The sequence below is a fragment of the Cryobacterium sp. PAMC25264 genome, assembly GCF_019443325.1.
GTDB lineage: Bacteria > Actinomycetota > Actinomycetes > Actinomycetales > Microbacteriaceae > Cryobacterium.
Genome location: NZ_CP080383.1, coordinates 640,626 through 656,929, shown reverse-complemented (window position 1 = coordinate 656,929; position 16,304 = coordinate 640,626). Strand labels below are relative to the sequence as shown.

The following is a 16,304-nucleotide window of genomic DNA, read 5'->3' as shown; positions in this document are numbered from 1 at the left end:
CTGAAGCAGAAGACGGGCGCATCCCGCTTCGAGCAAGACAGGCAAACAAAAAAGTGACCTTCACCGAACTCAATATCGACCAGGACATCGTTGACGCCCTGGCCGCCAAGGGCATCCTCGAGCCCTTCCCGATCCAGACCCAGACGATCCCCCTCGCTCTCAGCGGCCAGGACATCATCGGCCAGGCCAAGACCGGAACCGGTAAGACCCTCGGCTTCGGGCTGCCGCTGATCCAGCGCCTCGGCCTGAACCCCGAGCCCGGCGTGCAGGCCCTCGTAGTCGTTCCCACGCGCGAATTGTGCGTGCAGGTCAGCGAAGACCTCGAGCTCGCAGCGAGCAACCGCGGCACCACCATCGTTTCCATCTACGGCGGCAAGGCCTACGAGGGTCAGATCGAGCAGCTCAAGGCCGGCGCGCAGATCGTGGTCGGCACCCCCGGTCGTCTGCTCGACCTCGCCAGCCAGCGCCTGCTGAGCCTCTCCAACGTGCGCGAGATGGTGCTCGACGAGGCCGACAAGATGCTCGACCTCGGTTTCCTCTCCGACATCGAGAAGCTCTTCTCGCAGACCCCGTCCACCCGTCACACCATGCTCTTCTCGGCCACCATGCCCGGCCCGATCGTGGCCCTGGCCCGCCGGTTCATGACCAAGCCCATCCACATCCGCGCGAGCGACCCCGATGAGGGCCTCATGCAGGCCAACATCGAGCACCTGGTCTACCGGGCGCACAACATGGACAAGGACGAGGTCATCGGCCGCATCCTGATGGCCGAGGGCCGCGGCAAGACCGTGATCTTCACCCGCACCAAGCGGGCCGCGGCCAAGCTCGTCGAGGAACTCGGCGACCGTGGCTTCAACGCCACCGCCGTGCACGGCGACCTCAACCAGGAGCAGCGCGAGCGCGCCATGGCGGCGTTCAAGGCCGGCAAGAAGGACATCCTGATCGCCACGGATGTCGCCGCGCGCGGCATCGACGTCGACGACGTCACCCACGTGATCAACCACACCATCCCCGAGGACGAGAAGGCCTACCTGCACCGCGTGGGCCGCACCGGCCGCGCCGGCAAGACCGGCATCGCGGTCACCTTCGTGGACTGGGACGACATGCCCAAGTGGACCCTGATCAACAAGGCCCTCGACTTCGGTACCCCGGAGCCGCAGGAGACCTACTCCTCGTCGCCGCACCTCTACACCGACCTGAACATCCCGGCCGGCTCGAAGGGTCGCCTGCGTGCGACCCCGATCAAGGAGACCGTGCCCGGCGCCGCTTCCGGCCGTGACGGGAACCGCGGTGGCCGCAGCGACAGCCGCTCCGGCGGACGCACCGACGGCCGCTCGGACGGGCGCGCCGGTTCGGGTCGCTCGGGCGAGCAGGCCAGTCGTCCGCGCACCCGCGTGGGCACGACCACCAACCCGGATGCCCCCGCCGCCACCCCGGCAGCCGGCACCCACGACGGCGGAGGCGCCGAGCACCACGACGGCAACAGCGCTCCCCGCCGTCGCAGCCGCACCCGCCGCCGCTCCCCGCAGGCGACCACGGCGTAAGGCACTTCCGACATGCCGCAAACGGCCCTTTCACTCGCGTGAAGGGGCCGTTTGCCGCATCTCGCGACCGGTCGGCACTACGCTCGCGTCATGGACATCGAATTCATGGCTGAAGCTGACTGATGCGCGCCTGGGCATTCGTTCCGGTTCTCGGCGTCATCGCTCTCCTGGCCGGGTGCAGCGTCTCACCGTTCAACCTGCTGAGCGACGAACAACGCATCGATCTGCGCGACGGCGCGAGTGCCTACCAGCAGGAAGTCCTGGCGGACCTGGTCGTCGACGAGACGGAGTACCGCCAAGCGGCGGAGGACTGGCACAGTTGCGTCAGCTCCTCAGGCGCCGAACCGTCCGATGTCACGCACAACGGCAATGAGCTCACCTTCAACGTGACGATCCAGGCAGCCACCGAGATGGCCGTCGCATCCATTCAGAGGGTTGCGGACGCCTGTCTGCCGGAGTATTTCGACGCCATCGGCCGGGTCTGGGTCTCGCAGGGCACCAAGCTCAGCTGAGCCGCCGGCTCCAGGCCACCTCGCGGGCAAGCTGACCTGTTTCGGCGAAGTGCCGCACCTGATGCGTTCTCGCCAGCGCCGCTGCGAGGTCCCCGGTGGACGCCAGAGCAAAGCCCAGCCGCTGCCAGAACTCTCCCGAGCGGCGGCTGAACAGCCACGCGCGCTCCGCTCCAGCTTCTGCTGCTTTGTCGAGAGCGAATCCGGCCAGCTCGAGGCCCGTGCCTCGCCCGCGGCGGGACGGATCAACGGCAACACTGCGTATGAGAACCTGGCTGCCATCGTCGCTGCACTCGAAGCCTGTGCTGGCGACGATGCAGCCGGTGGACGCGTCACGCGTGATCCACAAGCGCACGGCAGGAGAGGCCAGTCCGCTCAGGGTGAGGTCGACGCCCCGCAGGAACTCGGTCAACTCCTCCAGATCACGAGAGGTCGTCGGGGTCAGCTGGAGCATGCCTCCAGGATATGGGGACGAGATTGAGGGCCCGTCACGAAGACCCGGCCGGGTGCCCCGGCTGCCAGTCGACGGGGTGAGACCCTCCACTCCTGGCCGGTCCACGAACCGACCAGGGCTCCGGGCGGCAAGGGGTCGGCTCTGGGCGTCGCTGAGTTGCCAGTTCCGGCCGCTTCAACGTCGCCGAAGGGACACCAACTGGCAAATGAGGCGGGCGACTCGTGCTGACTTGCCAGTTGCCGCCCCCTGGGAGGTGCGGAACGGGCGCAAACTGGCAACTCACCGGCCGGGCCGGTCGTGCGAGGGTCAGGCGGGAGTGACCGGCGCCGAGCCGCGGCCCTCGGCCACGAGGCGCTCGAGCACCTCGGGGGTGGTGGTGTTCTCGCCCAGCCGGTTGGGTTTGCCCTCGCCGTGGTAGTCGCTGGACCCGGTAATGGCCAGACCGTACTTCTCGGCGAGCATGGTGAGCCGCGCGGTAGCCTCCGGCTTGTTCTCCCGGTGCCGCAGCTCCAAGCCGAACAGGCCGGCGCCCACGAGCGCGGCCAGCCGGCTCTCAGCCATCACGTCGGCGACGCCCCGGGTGGCCGGATGCGCGATCACGGGCACACCCCCGGCCGCACGCACGAGCGTCACTGCGCGCAGCGGATCCGGCGCGTAGTGCGGCTGGTAGTAGCCCGCCTCCCAGTGCAGGATGCCCGCGAACGCCTCGCTGCGAGTGAGGGCGAGGCCGTTGGCCACGAGGGCGTCCGCGATGTGCGGACGGCCCACGGTTCCGCCCGTGGTGGTCTGGGCGAGCACGTCGTCCCAGGTGATCTCGTAGTCGGCGCCGATCCGGGCCACCATCTGCTCCGCCCGTGTGAGCCTGGCCTGACGAATATGCGCGGTCTCCGCGACGATCCCGGCATCCGACGGGTCGAACAGGTACGCGAGTAGGTGGATGCTGGCGTGCCCGACCCGGGTGCTGAATTCCATGCCCGGTATCAGGGTGATGCCCGCCGTCCGGGCCGCCACAGAAGCTTCCGACCATCCCGCCGTGGAGTCGTGGTCGGTGAGGGCCACCGTGCCCAGGCCCGCCGCCGCAGCGGCGCGCACGAGCTGCGACGGAGTCTCGGTACCGTCGGAGACGCTGGAGTGGGTGTGCAGGTCGATCGGACCCGTGAAACGCCGTTCGACTGCCATTCCCCCATGCTAGTTGGCCGCGGAATGCACCCAGGTCGCTTACAGTGACTCATCTATGTTCTCCTTCCTCTTCCGCACCCTGATCGTCGTGGCGGCGCTGGCGGTTCTCACCGTCCTGGCCTGGCCGCAGTTCTTCGGCCTGCAGAACACCTGGGTGGTGGCGCACGCGGTCTCGCTGCGCGGCCTCGCCGTGGTGGTCGCCGCCGCACTGCTGGTGGCGCTCACGGCCCTGTTTCTTCTCGCGCGGTCTTTTCGGGGCACGACGGCGCTCCTGATGGTGTTCCTGGCGCTGTTCAGCGCGGTCAACGTGGGCGTCCTGCTGCACCGGGGCGCCGCATCCGCCCTGCCCGCTTCGGCGCAGGCGGCGGATGTCTCAGAGTCGGCGGATGCGTCGGCAGACGCCGCGACGGACGCCGACGCGACGGCATCGATCACCGTGCTGAGCTGGAACACCCTCGGCGACGAACCGGGCGCCGACGCCATCGCCGCGCTCGCCCTGGCTGAGCAGGCCGATGTGGTCACCTTGCCCGAGACCACCGAGGAAACCGGGGTGCTGGTCGCCGAGGCCATGCGCGCCGCCGGCCGGCCCATGTGGGTGCACACGGTGTCGTTCGACCTCATCTCCAAGGCCCGCTCGACCACGCTGCTGATCAGCCCGGACTTGGGCGACTACACAGTCACGTCCGCGGAGGGATCCGGACCGCCCGGCAACACGAACGTGCTGCCCACGGTGGTGGCGGAACCCGTCGACGGCACCGGCCCCACGATCGTGGCCGTGCATGCCGTCTCGCCGATCCAATGGGAGATGACCAACTGGCGCTCCGACCTGGATTGGCTGGCCGAGCAGTGCGATGCAAGCGGCTCCGGCATCGACGGCGTGATCATGGCCGGCGACTTCAACGCCACCCTTGACCACTTCGCCGGCCGGGCCGACACCGCCGACACCGAGCTCGGCTCCTGCCGGGATGCCGCCCTGGCCGCGGGCGCCGCCGGCGTGGGCACCTGGCCCACCTGGGCCCCCACCCTGCTCGGCTCCCCCATCGACCATGTGCTGGCCACCGCCAATTGGCAGGTGGACGGCATGAACGTGATCCAGACCGAAGACGCCGCGGGCAGCGACCACCGCCCCATCGTGGCGACCCTCTCTCCCGCCGGCTGAGCCTGCCCGGCTGCTCCCTCGCGCATCCGGTGCGGTGCGGGTGGGAGAATGGGGGCATGGCTGATTCCACCGACACCGCCCCTGCCCCCGCCGCCCGCTCGAACGAGAACCGGTCCACCACGCCCGGCTCGGAAGGGTTCAAGGAGTTCATCTCCAGCGGTTGGGCCGAGCGCACCGACGAGCTGCCGCCGGCCCGGGAGCAGGCGCCGTTCGCCGCCGCCCGGCGCGAGCGGGTCTCCAAGCTCTACCCGGGTCAGCGCCTGATCGTTCCGGCCGGCCGGCTCAAGCAGCGCGCCAACGACACCGACTACGCGTTCCGCGCGCACTCCGCCTTCGCCCACCTCACCGGATGGGGCAGCGACTCCGAACCCGGTGCCGTGCTCGTCTTCGAGCCCACCGCCGCCGGCCACGAGGCCACCGTGTACTTCCGGGAGCGCGCCGGCCGTGACTCAGACGAGTTCTACGCCAACTCCGAGATCGGCGAGTTCTGGATCGGCCCGCGGCCCTCCATCGCCCAGGTGGCCAGCGACCTCTCCGTCACGGTGCGCGGCATCGACGACTTCGCCGCGGTTCTCGGCCGCGTCGACAGCGAGACCCTGCTCGTGCGCGAGGCCGACCCGTTCCTCACCGGCCAGGTCGACGACGCCCGCCTCCGCAACTCCGCCGAGCGGATGCTCACGGCCAACGCGTCCGACGCCCCGTTCAGCATCGAGATCAACAGCGAACACGACGCGGATGCAGTCCTCGCCCGCGACCTGTCCGAGCTGCGCCTGGTCAAGGACGCCTACGAGATCGGCCAGATGCGCCTCGCCGTGGCGGCCACCGCCCGCGGCTTCGAAGACGTCATCCGTGACCTGCCCCGCTCCAGCAGCCACGAGCGCGGCGAGCGCCTGGTGGAGGGCGTCTTCAACACCCGCGCCCGCGTGGACGGCAACACCGTCGGTTACGACACCATCGCCGCCTCCGGCCCGCACGCCTGCATCCTGCACTGGACCCGCAACGACGGACCCGTCGTGCCGGGCGACGTGATGCTGCTCGACGCCGGCGTCGAGGTGGACAGCTACTACACCGCCGACATCACCCGCACCCTGCCGGTCACCGGCACCTTCACGGATGTGCAGCGCCGCGTCTACGACGCCGTGCGCGAGGCCGCCGACGCGGCCTTCCTGGTCGCCAAGCCGGGCGCCGTCTTCCGGGAGGTGCACGCGGCCGCGATGGCCGTGATCGCCCGGCACACCGCCGACTGGGGCATGCTGCCCGTCACCGCCGAGGAGGCGCTGCTGCCGGAAAACGGCCAGCACCGTCGCTACATGGTGCACGGCACCAGCCACCACCTCGGCCTCGACGTGCACGACTGCGCCCAGGCCCGCCGCGACATGTACATCGACGGCGTGATCGAGCCCGGCATGGTCTTCACCATCGAGCCCGGCCTGTATTTCCAGCTCGACGACCTCACGGTGCCGGCCGAGTACCGCGGCATCGGCGTGCGCATCGAAGACGACATCCTGATCACCGAGACCGGCGCCGAGAACCTCTCGGCCGGTATCCCGCGGGACTCGGCAGCCGTCGAGGCCTGGATGGCCGCACTGCAGGCCTAAGCACCCACAACTGGTCCCCGTCCGGACATCTGCACCCGGCGCACCGGGCGCAATTGTCCGCTTCGGGAACGGTAAGCAGGCGAGCGGCGGGTTAGCGGGCCGGGTCGACCGGGCCGGAGACCGGGGGCTCGGCCACGGGCGGCGGTCCGGCCGCCGGCGGGGCCGACACGGGCGGGGCCGGCTGACCGTACGCGGGCGGCGCGGTCGGCTGCTCGGTCGGTCCGGTCTCACCGTATGCGGGCGGCTGGTTCGACGGCGGTGTCGGTCCGCCGGCAGCGGGCGGCTCAGGGGCCGAGCGCGGCGGGTCGGACGGGTGCACACCAGCGGCGGCAGCGGGCTCGGCCTGGCCGGACAGCAGGTTGCGGGCCTTGTTGAGCAGTTCGACGTTCACGATCACCTGGTAATTGCCGGCGATCACCTGCATGGTCGAGGTGAAGTCCTTGCGGCGGCGGTTGAGCGCGTAGCTCACCAGTCCGAACAGCATGCCGAAGCCGGCGCCCATGAGCACGGCCGCGAAAACGAACGGCAAGCCGGCGCCATCCGGCGAGAAGATGAAGAACAGCAACCCGAAGAACACCCCGAGCCAGGCACCGGATGCCGCCCCAGCCAACGCGACCCGGCTCCAGGTGAGTTTGCCGGTCACCCGTTCAACGGTCTTGAGGTCGTTGCCCACGATGGACAGCTGCTTGACGGGGAAGTCGGCCTTCGCGAGAACGTCCACGGCCAGCTGGGCCTCGTTGTAGGTCTCGTACGTGGCCACGACCTCGCCCTTGGGCAGGACCGGATACAGTGCGGCGGCGCGGCCGCCGAAGGGGCTCTGAGAGGACATGCCCCCCATTCTTCCACGATCCACTCGCGTACCAGCAGGGGCCGCTGTGCATCCAGTGGGAGAATGCCCCGATGAGGGCCTCAACGCCGGTCGCAAACGCCGGCCTCGGCCGGCCGCAGAGTGCCCTGGGCGCGGCACGGTGTCACGGGTGCCGTGCGGCGTGCACAAGCTAAGTTAGAGGTGTGGCAAACACCAGAGTTTTCGTCGCCCGACTGGCCGGGTGCAACGTCTTCGACCCCGCGGGCGACCGCGTGGGCAAGGTCCGCGACGTGCTGGTGGTCTACCGAAAAGACGACCCGCCCCGTGTAGTCGGCCTGATCGTCGAAATCCCCGGCAAACGCCGGGTGTTCGTCTCGATCGGCCGGGTCACCAGCATCGGCAGCGGCCAGATCATCACCACGGGCCTGATCAACGTGCGCCGCTTCGAGCAGCGCGGCGGTGAGGTGCGGGTGATTGCCGAGATGCTCGGCCGCCGCGTCGCGTTCAACGACGGTTCGGGCGAGGCAACCATCGAAGACGTCGCAATCGAGGAGTCCGCCCAGGGCGACTGGGCGATCAGCCAGTTGTTCGTGCGCCGGCCCAAGGCCAGCTCGTCGCTGTTCGCCAAGGGCGCCACGGCCTTCGCCAACTGGGACGAGGTCTACGAGAAGGTCACCGCGGGCGAGTCCCAGTCGGCCGAGCAGCTCATCGCCACGTACTCGGATATGAAGCCCGCCGACCTCGCCAACACCCTGCTCGACCTGCCCAGGCAGCGCATGTTCGAGGTAGCCGAGGAACTGCCGGACGGCCGTCTGGCCGATGTGCTCGAGGAGATGCCCGAGAGCGAGCAGGTGGGCATCCTCACCCGGCTCGGCGACTCGCGCGCCGCCGAGGTGCTCGACCACATGCAGCCCGACGACGCCGCCGACCTCATCGCGCAATTGCCGGAGGAGCGCGGCGAGCAGCTGCTCGACCTCATGGAGCCGGAGGAAGCCGACGACGTGCGGTTCCTACTCTCCTACGCCCCGGACACCGCCGGCGGTCTGATGACCACCGAGCCGATCATCGTCTCGGCCGACGCCACCGTCGCCGAGGGCCTCGCGCTCATCCGCCGGCACGACCTGGCGCCCGCACTGGGCGCGGCGATCTGCGTCACCCTGCCGCCCTACGAGCCTCCCACCGGCCGGTTCCTGGGCATGGTGCACTTCCAACGGATGCTGCGCTACCCGCCGCACGAACGCCTCGGCACCCTGCTCGACCTGGGTCTGGAGCCCGTCACCGCGGACACCTCGGCGGCCGAGGTCACCCGTATTCTCGCCAGCTACGACCTCGTCTCCGTTCCGGTCGTCGACGACAACCACCGACTCGTCGGGGTGGTGACGATTGATGACGTGCTCGACTACCTGCTGCCGGATGACTGGCGAAGTCACGACGGCAACGACGAGGTGCGTAAACGTGCCACGGCCAGAACCCAGCTGATGACAGGAAGTATCCCGCTACCGGGTGGACGGAGGCACGACAATGGCACGAGCTAACAAGTCGGAGCTCCGCCTCGACACGCCCAAAGGGCTGCGCACCACCAACCTGGTCGGGCGCAAGCGCAACGGACGCAGCAACGACAGGTTCGGCCGGCTCACCGAGGCGATCGCCCGCGGCATGGGCACCCCCTGGTTCCTGCTGGGCCTGACCCTCTTCACGGTCTTCTGGATCAGCTGGAACACCCTCTCCCCGATCAACCTGCGATTCGACTCGATCGAGCTCGGCTTCATCGCGCTCACCCTGGTGCTCTCGCTCCAGGCGTCGTACGCCGCTCCGCTGATCCTGCTCGCGCAGAACCGGCAGGACGACCGCGACCGGGTGCAGTTCGAGCAGGACCGGCAGCGCGCCGAACGCAACCTGGCCGACACTGAGTACCTCGCCCGTGAGGTCGTGGCGCTCCGCCTGGGGATGAAGGACCTCGCCTCAAAGGACTTCCTCCGCGCTGAGCTGCGCGCCATGCTCGACAACCTCGACCAGCGCGACGAGCAGGCGCGCCGGGAAAGCGAGGCAGCCCGCGACCGCGAGAGCCGCGAGCTCGAGAGCCGGGAACGTGAGGGCAGCATCAGCCGTGCCGCCGCCGATCGCCGCAGCGCCCAGGAGGCGCACCCGATTGACTGAGAATCGGGTACGGGCCGCCCTCGCCCAAGTCATCGACCCGGAGATCCGCAAACCCATCACCGAGCTCGACATGGTGTCGGGTGTCACGATCGACGCCGACGGCGGCGCCACGGTGGACATCCGGCTCACCATCGCCGGCTGCCCGGCGGCGACCCGCATCGAGACGGATGTGCGTGAGGCGACCGAATCCGTCGTCGGCCAGGGCCTGGCCCGCGTCGTCGTTTCGGTGATGACTCCCGAGCAGCGCCGCGCCATGACCGAGAAGCTCCGCGGCGGCCAGGGCGCCCGCAGCCTGCAGTTCTCCCCCGACTCGCTCACCCGCATCTATGCGATCACCAGCGGCAAGGGCGGCGTGGGCAAGTCCACCGTCACCGCCAACCTGGCCGTGGCGCTGGCCGCGCGAGGCCTCCGCGTGGGCATCGTCGACGCCGACGTCTACGGCTTCTCCATCCCCGGGCTGCTCGGCCTGGTCACCCCGCCGGCCACGCCCGGCGGCCAGTCCGGCATGGTCAAGCCCACCCAGGTGGGCGACATGATCCTGCCGCCGATCGGCTACGACGTGAAGGTCATCTCGATCGGCATGTTCGTCGACGACACCTCGGTGGCCGTCGCCTGGCGCGGGCCGATGCTGCACCGCACCATCACCCAGTTCCTCACCGAGGTCTACTTCGGCGACCTGGACATCCTGCTGCTCGACCTGCCGCCGGGCACCGGCGACATCGCCATCTCGGTGGGCCAACTGTTGCCGCACGCCGAGGTCATCGTGGTCACCACCCCGCAGCCGGCCGCCTCCGACATCTCCGAGCGCAGCGGCGCCGTGGCCCGGCACACCGGCCAAGCGATCTACGGCGTGATCGAGAACATGTCCGGACTGATGCAGCCCGACGGCACCGTGCTGGAGATCTTCGGCTCCGGAGGCGGCGCCGAGGTCGCCGCCCGGCTCTCCGCCGGGCAGGACACCCCGGTGCCGCTGCTCGGCCAGGTGCCGCTCTCCGTAGCCCTGCGCAGCGGCGGCGACACGGGCATCCCGGTGGTGCTCGGCGACCCGGCCGACCCCGCGGCGGCTGCCATTCAGGCCATCGCCGACCGGTTGGCCACCCGCGGACGCGGCCTGGCCGGCCTGAGCCTGGGCATCTCCCCGCGCTGACCCTGCGCCGGGTTTCACCCGGTCGGGCAGGAGTGCGCTCCGGCACACCTGTCTAGACTGACCCCCATGACTTCCGCCACGTTGGAACTCCCGTTCATCGCCGAACTCGCCCGCGACATCCGCTCCACCTCGGGTGCCACGGCCACGGTCATTGCCCCGTTCACCGGGCAACCGTTGCACGCGCTGCCGCTGAGCAGCCCGCAGGACGTCGCGGATGCTTACGCCCGCGCCCGCCTCGCCCAGATCGGCTGGGCCCGGGCCGGATTCGCCCACCGGCGGGCGGTGCTGCTGAAGGCGCACGACCTACTGCTGAGCCGCCGCGAGAGCCTGCTCGACATCCTGCAGACCGAGACCGGCAAGACCCGCGGGCAGGCCTTCGAGGAGGTCTTCCAGGCCGCCGGCGTCACCCGGTACAACGCGCTCGCAGCCCGGCGAGTGCTCGGCGGCGAGCGGCGCAGGTCCGGCCTGCCGCTGCTCGTGACCACCCGGGTGCGCTACCGGCCCAAGGGCGTTGCCGGGGTCATCACCCCGTGGAACTTCCCGCTCAGCCTGGCCGCGATGGACGTCGTCCCCGCCCTGGCCGCCGGCTGCGGGGTGGTGCAGAAGGCCGACAACCAGGGGGCGCTGAGCATCCTGATGCTGCGCCGGGCATTCATCGACGCCGGGGTACCGGCCGATCTTTGGGCCGTCGTGACCGGCCCGGGCCCCGAGATCGGCAGCGCGGTCACGGCAGGCGCCGACTACGTGTGCTTCACCGGGTCGACGCCCACGGGCATCCGGGTGGGCGAACAGGCGGCGAGCACCCTCACCGGCGCGTCACTCGAGCTGGGCGGAAAGAACCCGATGATCGTGCTCGACGACGTCGACCCGCACCGTGCGGCCGCGCAGGCGGCGTATGCCTGTTTCTCATCACTCGGTCAGCTCTGTGTGTCGATCGAGCGCATCTACGTACAACGGGCGGTCGCCGACCGCTTCCTGCAGGAATTCAGCACCGTCACCCGGGCCCTCCTGCTCGGCTCCGGCCTGGACTACCGGGCGGATGTCGGCTCGCTCACCTCGCAGGATCAGCTGGACAGGGTCAGCAGACACGTGCAGGATGCGCTGTCCCACGGGGCCACGCTGCACGCCGGCGGCCGGGGACGGCCAGACCTCGGCCCATATTTCTTCGAGCCCACGATCCTCACCGGCGTCACCCCGGTCATGCTCTGCTTCGCCGACGAGACGTTCGGACCGGTCGTGTCGGTGTCGGTGGTCGACACCGAGCAGGAGGCCATCCTCGCCGCCAACGACAGCCACTACGGGCTGAATGCGGCAGTACTCAGCGGATCCGCCCGGCGGGGACTGCGCGTAGCCGGCGCGCTGGAGGCCGGCAGTGTCAACGTGAACGAGGGCTACCGCGGGTCGTTCTCCGCCGTCGACGCCCCGATGGGCGGTGTCAAAGGCTCAGGCCTCGGCCGTCGGAACGGCCCGGAGGGACTCAAGCGGTTCGTGGAGCCGGTCACCATCTCCCTGGCCACCGGGGTGCTGCGGCTGCCCGGAACCGGATCGGAGTTCGCCCGGCTCGTGGGCCCCATGGCGCTCCTCGCCCGCACCCTCAAGGCGGCCCGCCGACGTTAGCCGTCCAGCTTGTACCCCCTGACGGGTGCAGGGTCACGCCCACTCGCCGGTCGAGCCCGTCGAGACCCCGCGACAGGTCCAGCGTCGCGCCCGCGACATCGGCCCACCAGGTTTCGACAAGCTCAACCAACGGATACGTCACACCCACCCGCCGGTCGAGCTTGTCGAGACCGCGCGACCGCCTCTGCTTTCCACAGACTGTCCGCCGTCAACGTCTGGCTAGGAGGTGCCGTCGTTGCCGGTCAGGTGCAACGCGTATCCCCAGCAGCCCGTGTCTTCCCAGGTGTACGGCATTGCCGTGGTGTCGCCGTAGAGCGCCAGCGTGAAATCGGCCTGGCGCGCCGGAGCCACATCCTCCACCCTTGTGGTGTCGGCGCTCAAGAAGACTCCGTTCGCGTAGCTGATGTCGGCCTGCCAGTCGAATGACGCGGTCGCCATGCACTGCGTGATCAGGCCGTAGAAGTACTCCGACACCGCCGGAGTCTTGGGAACGTCGGGGCGGGCGGTGGCCGCCGGGGTCACGGACGGTACGGTCGCGGACGGCGAGGTGGTCTCCGGTGTTCCCGCGGATGCGCTGGCCGGGCCGGCACCGGCGGCCACAGCGCTCGGGGCCGGGGCATCCCGGCCGGCCGAGTACGCCGCAACGCCGACCGACAGCGCGGCGACCGACACAACCGTGGTCAGCAGGAGGACACGGCGTCCTCGTGTGGACATGGGCGACGCCTAGTTGTTTCCGTCGTTGCCGGTGACGTGCACCGCGTAGCCCCAGCAGCCGGCGTCCGCCCAGTGGTAGTAGTCGCCGCCGCCGGTATCGCCGTTCATGGCGAGGGTGAAGCCGGCCTGTTGGTCGGGATCGAGGTCTCCGGCGCGGGTCATGTCCACACCTGCGAAAGTGTCGTCTGCGGAGAGCCACACGGCGTGCCACTCGAATCCGGCCTCGGCCATGCACTGGGTGACCAGCCCGTAGAAGTACTCGTGCTGGGCGCGGGTCACAGGAATGGCGTCGGGGTTGGGCGTGCGCACCTCGACGACATTCCCGTCGTCGGCGGATGCATCTGCGTCGGTCTCTTCGGGCACGGCCACGTCGGGTGCGGCAGCGACGGGCGTCTCCGGCTGCGCAAGCTCAACGGGGGTCGGCGTCACAGTCGGCGTCACGGCCGGGGTCGGGGTAGGCGTGGGCGTCGTTGTGGCGGCGGACCCGAGTGCGGAATTCTGGGCGGCACCGACCTCGGCGGCGTGCAGACTCTCCGAGGCGTAGGCGGTGGCGCCGGCCGAGAGCAGGGCCGTTCCTGCGACGATGGCGACAAGTATCAGGCGACTGCGTGTGCTGCGCATGGTGCGACCTCTCCCCCGAGGATTGCGCACTCCGGCAGGGGCACGCTCTTCCCCCGCGGTACGCCGCGCACGCCTCTGGTTTAAGCTGCGCGAACGATCCGGCCGCACCCCAGTTCGGGGCGGCAGGAGCGGCTAGGTGGCCTCGGAGTCGAACGGCGCCGGGCCGGTCAGGGCACCCTCCCTGGCGCGCTTGCGTTGCAGGTACGCGCTGTCCGGGTTGGGGCCGGTGCGGGAGATCACGGCCGATTGCGGCTTGACCGGTTCGTCTTCGGTGAGCGCTTCCCGGATGATCCGGCGTGGGTCATACTGGCGCGGGTCGAGCTTCTTCCAGTCGACGTCGTCGAACTCCGGGCCCATCTCGTCTTTCATGCGGTCTTTGGCGCCGTTGGCCATGTCGCGAAGCTGGCGCACCAGTCGGCCGAGCTGGGCGGCATAGTGCGGCAGCTTCTCCGGACCGAGCAGGAAGACGGCGATGATCCCGATAAGCAGGAGTTTCTCGAACGTCAGACCAAACATGACCTCAGAATATCCCCCCGGCGAGGCATCCCCACACCGAGGGTGAGGCGGCCGTAGTCTTGATCCATACATCTACTGGAGTTGCGGAATGTCTGACAAAGATCTGAATTGGAAATTCGCCGACGACTCGGTGGTGGAGAGCGACGCCCTGGCCCGTGCCCGGCAGCAGTCCCTCGAACTCGGCATCGACGCTATCGCCCCCTCGGTGGGGGCGCAGTCGGCTGTCATCGCCGCCGCGACCGGCGCCCGCAGCATCCTCGAGGTGGGCACCGGAGCCGGTGTGTCCGGCATCTGGCTACTCACGGGCGCCCCAGGGGCCACCCTCACCTCGATCGACATCGAGGTCGACCACCTGCAGCACGCGAAGGCGAACTTCCACGAGGCCGGGATCCCCGGAAACCGGGTGCGCCTGATCACGGGCCGCGCCGCCGAGGTGCTGCCCCGCATGAACGAGAACTCCTACGACATCGTGTTCGTGGACGCCGATCCGCAATCGGTCATCGAATACGTCGAGCACGGCCTGCGCCTGGCCCGCCCGGGCGGCACCGTGCTCGTGGCGCACGCCCTGTGGCGTGGCCGCGTGGCCGACCCCGTTCAGCGAGACGAGGTCGCGACGGGCTTCCGCACCCTGCTCAACGAGATCGCCGGGTCGAAGGCCGTCATCAGCGCACTCTCCCCCGTGGGCGACGGGCTGCTGCAGATCACCAAGCTACGCGCCTAACCGACCTCTGGCGGCAGGAACCACTGACGGTACGAAAAATCGGCTGTGCGGAAAACCGCACAGCCGATCAGTTGAAACTTGTTATACGGCCGGGGTGACTACACCGGCGAGCGCATCGTGAAGCTCCTTGGCTTCAGCGTCGTTCACAGAGACGACGAGTCGACCTCCACCTTCGAGCGGTACACGCACGATGATCAGGCGCCCCTCCTTTACAGCCTCCATTGGCCCGTCTCCGGTCCGTGGCTTCATGGCCGCCATGAACTCCCCTTCCATTCGTAGTCGTAGTCCTATTATCGACCATTCGGCCGTCAGACAGTAATTAGGGCGGTGTCCAATCGGCCCCGTCGACGCCCCAGCAGAGCAGAAGCCAGCCCCACTGGCCGCAAATGAGCAGCAGTGTGACCACAACGCGGTACACGATGCTGCGCGGCCGGGCGAGCGCGCCAAGCAGCGGGAACATCGGCATCAGCAGCCTGAAGACACTCGACTGCGGGAAGAACACGGCCAGTAGGTAGAGCGCGTAGGACACCACCCACAGACGCAGGTCGACGCCAAGGCTCCGCACCGCGGGGGTGAACATCAGCAGCGTGAAGCCGAGGATCACGGCGACCACCACGACGATGCCCAGCGGTTGGCCGAGCCACCACACGCCGCTCTGGAACCAGGCCGCGAAGGGCACCAGCTCCTGGTAGCCGATGTACGCGGAGCGCCAGGCCAGTTCGGTGTCGGTGTAGGCGGTCGGCGAGCCCGTGACGGCCCAGGCGATGGCCGGCCAGGCCAGGCCCATCAGAGAGCTGAACACGGCCACGGATGACGCCGTCACCGCTTCGCGCACCGGGAACGGGTCCCTGGCCCGACTGTACCAGCGGTATCCCACGTGCAGGGCCAGGAACAGGGCGAACGCCAGGCCGCTCGGCCGGGTCAGTGCCATCAGCGCGATCACGGGCACGAGAACCAGGTAGCGGCGTTGCAGCACCAGGAGCAGGGCCAGGGTGAGCAGCAGCAACTGCATCGATTCGGCGTAACCGAACTGCAGCAGGGGCGACAGCGGGGCGACACAGAACAGCACCACGGTGAACAGGGCCGTCGACTCCGGCTGCACCCGGCGCATCAGGCGGTAGAACAGCAGCGCGGTTCCCAGGCTGCAGGCAACGGACACGACAACCGCCATGGACGCCCAGGGCGCGCCGGTGACGAGCATGAGCACCGCACCACCGCCGGGTAGCCGGGCATGAAGGCCCAGGCGTTCTCGCCCACGTGGCCGTCCACCGTGACCGGCAGCACCGACGGGTAGCCACCGACGGCGACGATGTTGTACCAGAGCGCATCCCACATGGTGGCGAACGCCGTGTAGCCGGGCTTCGCCGGCGTCCAGGGGTTCTGTCCCTGCACACTCGCCAGCGCCAGCACGAGCGTGGTGGTCACCGGCCGGGAGAGCAGCCAGATCACGATGACCTTCTGCCACCACGGCACGAGCCGGTAACGGGCTCGCCAGCGCGCCGGCAGCGCCCGGTCGGTGTGGGCGCGCACCCGGGCCGGAGAGGCGCTGGTGGGCGTCAC

At 69.4% G+C, this 16,304-nt stretch carries 18 protein-coding genes; 9 read left to right on the top strand and 9 right to left on the bottom strand.

From position 1 onward, the window contains the following. Window positions 1-53 precede the first annotated feature (53 nt). A complete protein-coding gene (locus tag KY500_RS03010) occupies window positions 54-1,544 on the top strand; it encodes a DEAD/DEAH box helicase (protein ID WP_219902280.1) in 1,491 nt (496 codons plus the stop codon). Between the two features lie 122 nt (window positions 1,545-1,666). After that, window positions 1,667-2,056: a hypothetical protein gene (locus KY500_RS03005; protein ID WP_219902279.1), complete on the top strand. Its 390-nt coding sequence runs from the start codon at window positions 1,667-1,669 to the stop codon at window positions 2,054-2,056. Here KY500_RS03005 and KY500_RS03000 read toward each other — a convergent pair. Further along, window positions 2,049-2,507, bottom strand: a complete 459-nt coding sequence (locus KY500_RS03000) for a GNAT family N-acetyltransferase (protein ID WP_219902278.1) — start codon at window positions 2,505-2,507, stop codon at window positions 2,049-2,051. The genes KY500_RS03005 and KY500_RS03000 overlap by 8 nt on opposite strands. 306 nt (window positions 2,508-2,813) lie before the next feature. Next, window positions 2,814-3,686: a PHP domain-containing protein gene (locus KY500_RS02995; RefSeq protein WP_219902277.1), complete on the bottom strand. Its 873-nt coding sequence runs from the start codon at window positions 3,684-3,686 to the stop codon at window positions 2,814-2,816. Between the two features lie 55 nt (window positions 3,687-3,741). Here KY500_RS02995 and KY500_RS02990 point away from each other — a divergent pair, with 55 nt between their 5' ends. Together KY500_RS02990 and KY500_RS02985 are read left to right on the top strand one after the other, a co-directional pair. Further along, window positions 3,742-4,845, top strand: a complete 1,104-nt coding sequence (locus KY500_RS02990) for an endonuclease/exonuclease/phosphatase family protein (protein WP_219902276.1) — start codon at window positions 3,742-3,744, stop codon at window positions 4,843-4,845. Window positions 4,846-4,901: 56 nt separating this feature from the next. Further along, complete coding sequence (locus KY500_RS02985) at window positions 4,902-6,443, top strand: aminopeptidase P family protein (protein ID WP_219902275.1); 1,542 nt, start codon at window positions 4,902-4,904, stop codon at window positions 6,441-6,443. A gap of 91 nt (window positions 6,444-6,534) precedes the next feature. Here KY500_RS02985 and KY500_RS02980 read toward each other — a convergent pair whose 3' ends face one another. Continuing rightward, window positions 6,535-7,272 (bottom strand): general stress protein, encoded by a 738-nt coding sequence (locus tag KY500_RS02980; protein WP_255579762.1) that lies wholly within the window; start codon window positions 7,270-7,272, stop codon window positions 6,535-6,537. A 182-nt stretch (window positions 7,273-7,454) separates the two neighbouring features. Between KY500_RS02980 and KY500_RS02975 the strand changes: the two genes are divergently transcribed. From KY500_RS02975 to KY500_RS02960, 4 genes are all read left to right on the top strand, one after another. Further along, on the top strand, window positions 7,455-8,786 hold the full coding sequence (locus tag KY500_RS02975; RefSeq protein WP_066594140.1) for a magnesium transporter MgtE N-terminal domain-containing protein: 1,332 nt from the start codon (window positions 7,455-7,457) through the stop codon (window positions 8,784-8,786). Then, on the top strand, window positions 8,773-9,408 hold the full coding sequence (locus KY500_RS02970) for a DUF1003 domain-containing protein (protein WP_219902274.1): 636 nt from the start codon (window positions 8,773-8,775) through the stop codon (window positions 9,406-9,408). Before KY500_RS02975 ends, KY500_RS02970 begins: the two co-directional genes overlap by 14 nt. Beyond that, on the top strand, window positions 9,401-10,555 hold the full coding sequence (locus KY500_RS02965) for a P-loop NTPase (RefSeq protein ID WP_255579761.1): 1,155 nt from the start codon (window positions 9,401-9,403) through the stop codon (window positions 10,553-10,555). The genes KY500_RS02970 and KY500_RS02965 overlap by 8 nt, the downstream gene beginning before the upstream one ends. A gap of 66 nt (window positions 10,556-10,621) precedes the next feature. Beyond that, window positions 10,622-12,172 (top strand): succinic semialdehyde dehydrogenase, encoded by a 1,551-nt coding sequence (locus KY500_RS02960; RefSeq protein ID WP_219902273.1) that lies wholly within the window; start codon window positions 10,622-10,624, stop codon window positions 12,170-12,172. Window positions 12,173-12,391: 219 nt separating this feature from the next. On the opposite strand, the gene KY500_RS02955 is transcribed toward KY500_RS02960, so the two are convergent. The 3 genes from KY500_RS02955 to KY500_RS02945 all read right to left on the bottom strand — a co-directional run bounded on the left by KY500_RS02955 (window position 12,392) and on the right by KY500_RS02945 (window position 14,023). Continuing rightward, window positions 12,392-12,886 (bottom strand): hypothetical protein, encoded by a 495-nt coding sequence (locus KY500_RS02955; RefSeq protein WP_219902272.1) that lies wholly within the window; start codon window positions 12,884-12,886, stop codon window positions 12,392-12,394. A 9-nt stretch (window positions 12,887-12,895) separates the two neighbouring features. Next, window positions 12,896-13,507 (bottom strand): hypothetical protein, encoded by a 612-nt coding sequence (locus tag KY500_RS02950; RefSeq protein ID WP_219902271.1) that lies wholly within the window; start codon window positions 13,505-13,507, stop codon window positions 12,896-12,898. A gap of 132 nt (window positions 13,508-13,639) precedes the next feature. Further along, entirely contained in the window at window positions 13,640-14,023 is a 384-nt protein-coding gene (locus KY500_RS02945; RefSeq protein WP_066594130.1) for a sec-independent translocase, read from the bottom strand. Window positions 14,024-14,111: 88 nt separating this feature from the next. Between KY500_RS02945 and KY500_RS02940 the strand changes: the two genes are divergently transcribed. Then, window positions 14,112-14,744, top strand: a complete 633-nt coding sequence (locus KY500_RS02940) for an O-methyltransferase (protein ID WP_219902270.1) — start codon at window positions 14,112-14,114, stop codon at window positions 14,742-14,744. A gap of 81 nt (window positions 14,745-14,825) precedes the next feature. Here KY500_RS02940 and KY500_RS02935 read toward each other — a convergent pair whose 3' ends face one another. From KY500_RS02935 to KY500_RS19100, 3 genes are all read right to left on the bottom strand, one after another. Next, complete coding sequence (locus KY500_RS02935) at window positions 14,826-15,002, bottom strand: DUF3117 domain-containing protein (protein ID WP_084021373.1); 177 nt, start codon at window positions 15,000-15,002, stop codon at window positions 14,826-14,828. Between the two features lie 61 nt (window positions 15,003-15,063). Further along, window positions 15,064-15,903 carry a hypothetical protein gene (locus KY500_RS02930; RefSeq protein WP_255579760.1) on the bottom strand — a complete coding sequence of 280 codons (840 nt, stop codon included), beginning with the start codon at window positions 15,901-15,903 and terminating at the stop codon, window positions 15,064-15,066. Continuing rightward, the gene (locus KY500_RS19100; protein WP_255579758.1) at window positions 15,855-16,304 is read right to left on the bottom strand and encodes a hypothetical protein; all 450 of its coding nucleotides are present in this window, start codon (window positions 16,302-16,304) and stop codon (window positions 15,855-15,857) included. Before KY500_RS19100 ends, KY500_RS02930 begins: the two co-directional genes overlap by 49 nt.